The sequence below is a fragment of the Pseudomonas sp. AGC41 genome, assembly GCF_057334555.1.
In genome coordinates this window covers 86555-89825 of the sequence record NZ_JBHFJB010000117.1, presented here as the reverse complement: position 1 = coordinate 89825, position 3271 = coordinate 86555, and the positions used below count along the sequence as shown (strand labels likewise).

At 62.6% G+C, this 3271-nt stretch carries 2 protein-coding genes; one reads left to right on the top strand and one right to left on the bottom strand.

Going from position 1 to position 3271, the window contains the following annotated elements; all coding sequences use genetic code 11:
* Positions 1 to 65: 65 nt before the first annotated feature.
* A complete protein-coding gene (locus ACE04F_RS20595) occupies positions 66 to 1472 on the bottom strand; it encodes an adenosylmethionine--8-amino-7-oxononanoate transaminase (protein ID WP_486109540.1) in 1407 nt (468 codons plus the stop codon).
* 222 nt (positions 1473 to 1694) lie between these two features.
* Between ACE04F_RS20595 and ACE04F_RS20590 the strand changes: the two genes are divergently transcribed.
* A partial coding sequence (locus tag ACE04F_RS20590) for a flavin monoamine oxidase family protein (protein ID WP_486109538.1) occupies positions 1695 to 3271 on the top strand: 1577 nt, incomplete at its 3' end.

Sequence of the window (3271 nt, the reverse complement as noted above, 5' to 3'; positions counted from 1 at the left end):
GCGATTGCTGCGCAATCGAGCGGGAGCAAGCTCCCTCGCCATGGAGAAATTCGTTCAAAGACATGTCAGCCCGGATCGCGATACCCCGGGTGGAAATCCTTCGGCACCGCCACGCTGACCTTGTCCCGGGTGGCGATATCAATCCCTTCGCTGGCAACTTCCGCGAGAAAATCGATCTGCTCCGGCGTGATGACATACGGCGGCAGGAAATACACCACGCTGCCCAGCGGCCGCAGCAATGCGCCGCGTTCCAAGGCATGCTGGAACACCGCCAGGCCACGGCGTTCCTGCCATGGGTAAGCGGTTTTACTCGCCTTGTCCTTGACCATCTCGATGGCCAGGACCATGCCGGTCTGGCGCACTTCGGCAACGTTCGGATGATCGACCAGGTGAGCGGTAGCGCTGGCCATGCGCTGGGCCAGGGCCTTGTTGGTTTCGATGACGTTGTCGTCTTCGAAGATATCCAGCGTCGCCAATGCCGCCGCGCAGGCCAGCGGATTGCCGGTGTAGCTGTGCGAGTGCAGGAAGGCGCGCAGGGTCGGGTAGTCGTCGTAGAACGCGCTGTAGACTTCATCGGTGGTCAGACACGCCGCCAGCGGCAGGTAGCCGCCGGTCAGGGCTTTGGACAGGCAAAGAAAGTCCGGCGTGATACCGGCCTGTTCGCAGGCAAACATCGTCCCGGTACGACCGAAGCCGACCGCGATTTCGTCGTGGATCAGGTGCACGCCATAGCGGTCGCAGGCTTCGCGCAACAGTTTCAGGTACACCGGGTGGTACATGCGCATGCCGCCGGCGCCCTGGATCAGCGGTTCGACGATCACCGCGGCCACCGTATCATGGTGCTCGGCCAGGGTTTGCTCCATGGCGGCGAACATGTTTCGCGAATGCTCTTCCCAGCCCATGCCTTCGGGGCGGTGGTAGCAGTCGGGACTCGGCACCTTGAGCGTGTCCAGCAACAACGCCTTGTAGGTTTCGGTGAACAGCGGCACATCGCCCACCGACATCGCCGCGATGGTTTCGCCGTGGTAGCTATTGCTCAAGGTGACGAAGCGTTTCTTGTCGGGCCGGCCGCGATTGACCCAGTAATGAAAGCTCATCTTCATCGCTACTTCGATGCAGGACGAGCCGTTATCGGCGTAGAAACACCGGGTCAGGCCTTCGGGTGTCATCTTCACCAGGCGTTCGGACAATTCGATCACCGGCTGGTGGCTGAAACCGGCGAGAATCACATGCTCAAGCTGATCGACCTGATCCTTGATGCGCTGGTTGATGCGCGGATTGGCGTGGCCGAACACATTGACCCACCAGGAGCTCACCGCGTCGAGGTAGCGCTTGCCTTCGAAATCCTCGAGCCACACGCCTTCGCCGCGCTTGATCGGGATCAGCGGCAGCTGTTCGTGGTCTTTCATCTGGGTGCAGGGGTGCCACAGCACGGCGAGATCGCGTTGCATCCACTGGTTATTCAGGCCCATGTACAGTCTCCTCGAGGCGGCTCGCGGCGGCCGCGGGCAAAACAATCGCGCAAGCCTATGCAATGGCGGGCCGGGGAACAACCCATTGTGTCGTCCGCGCTAGTTTCGGTGAGGCGATAGACGTCGCTGGCGGCGTTTTGATGGCTGACGTATTCTTCGCCGTTCCCGGAGCCGACTGGCTCGAAAAACCGAAAATTCTTACGTAATTCCGGAGTTCGCTGAATGTCTGCTGGTTGGCTGCGCGCCTGTGCGCTGGTGATGATAGGGCTGTTCAGCGTTTCGGCGCTGGCCAAGGACAAACAACCGACGGCCATCGTCATCGGCGGCGGGCTGGCCGGACTCACGGCGGCCTACGAATTGCAAAACAAGGGCTGGGCCGTGACCCTGCTGGAAGCCAAACCGAGCCTGGGCGGCCGTTCGGGCATGGCCACCAGCGAGTGGATCGGCAACGACAAGGTCCAGCCGGTACTGAACAAATACGTCTCGACCTTCAAGCTGAGCACTACGCCGGCGCCGGAATTCGTGCGTACCCCCAGCTACCTGATCGACGGCACCTATTTTACTGCCGCCGACCTGGCGACCAAGCAGCCAGCGACCGCCGAAGCGCTCAAGCGCTACGAAACCACCCTGGATGATCTGGCCCGTTCCATCGACGACCCACTGAACCCGACGGCGACCAGTACGTTACACGCGCTCGACCAGATCACCGTGTCCAACTGGCTGGACCGTTTGCAACTGCCGGCCACCGCCCGACAGTTGGTCAACCAGGAAATCCGCACGCGCTATGACGAGCCGTCGCGCCTGTCGCTGTTGTATTTCGCCCAGCAGAACCGCGTCTATCGCGGCGTGTCCGACCGTGACCTGCGCGCCTCGCGCCTGCTCGGTGGCAGCCCGGTATTGGCCCAGGCGTTCGTCAAGCAACTGAAAACCATCAAGACCGCCTCGCCGGTGTCGGCCATTTCCCAGGACAAGGATGGCGTCACCGTCAAGGTCGGCAGCGTTGGTTACCAGGCCGACTATGTCGTGCTGGCCGTGCCCTTGCGCGCGCTCAACAAGATCCAGCTGACCCCGGCCCTGGATGCCCAGCACCTTGGTGCGATCAAAGGCACCAACTACGGCTGGCGTGACCAGATCATGCTCAAGTTCAAGAACCCGGTCTGGGACAGCAAGGCACGCATGTCGGGCGAGATCTACAGCAACGCCGGCCTGGGCATGATGTGGATCGAGCCAGCCATGAAGGGTGGCGCCAACGTTGTCATCAACCTGTCCGGCGACAACGCACGGGTGATGCAGGCCTTCGGCGACAAGCAGATGGTCGACCAGGTGTTGATCCGTCTCCACGCGTTTTATCCACAGGCGCGCGGTGCGTTCACCGGTTATGAAATCCGCCGCTACAGCACCGACCCTTCCATGGGCGGCGCGTACCTGGCGTTTGGTCCGGGCCAGATCAGCAAGTACTGGCGCCTGTGGGAAAAACCATTGCAGCGCGTAGCCTTTGCCGGCGAACACACCGACGCGCTGTACCCAGGCACCCTGGAAGGCGCACTGCGCAGCGGCCAGCGCGCCGCCAGCCAGGTTGAAGACCTGGCGGCGGGCAAGTCGTTCGAACCACCGAAAGTCGCCCCGGCCGCAGCGGCTGCCGCCGGAGCGGTGGCGGCGAAGAAAGGCAATTTCTTCAGCAACCTGTTCGGCGGCTCGGATGACGACAAGAAGCCGGAGCCGGCCAAGGCTCCCGAGCCGGTAGCGCCGCCTCCAGCGCCGACACCGGCCCCCGTCCCAGCCCCTGCGCCGGTGGAACC

Excerpts from the sequence above, each read along its gene's own strand:
- ACE04F_RS20595 (WP_486109540.1), bottom strand. The coding sequence starts at position 1,472 with ATGGGCCTGAATAACCAGTGGATGCAACGCGATCTCGCCGTGCTGTGG.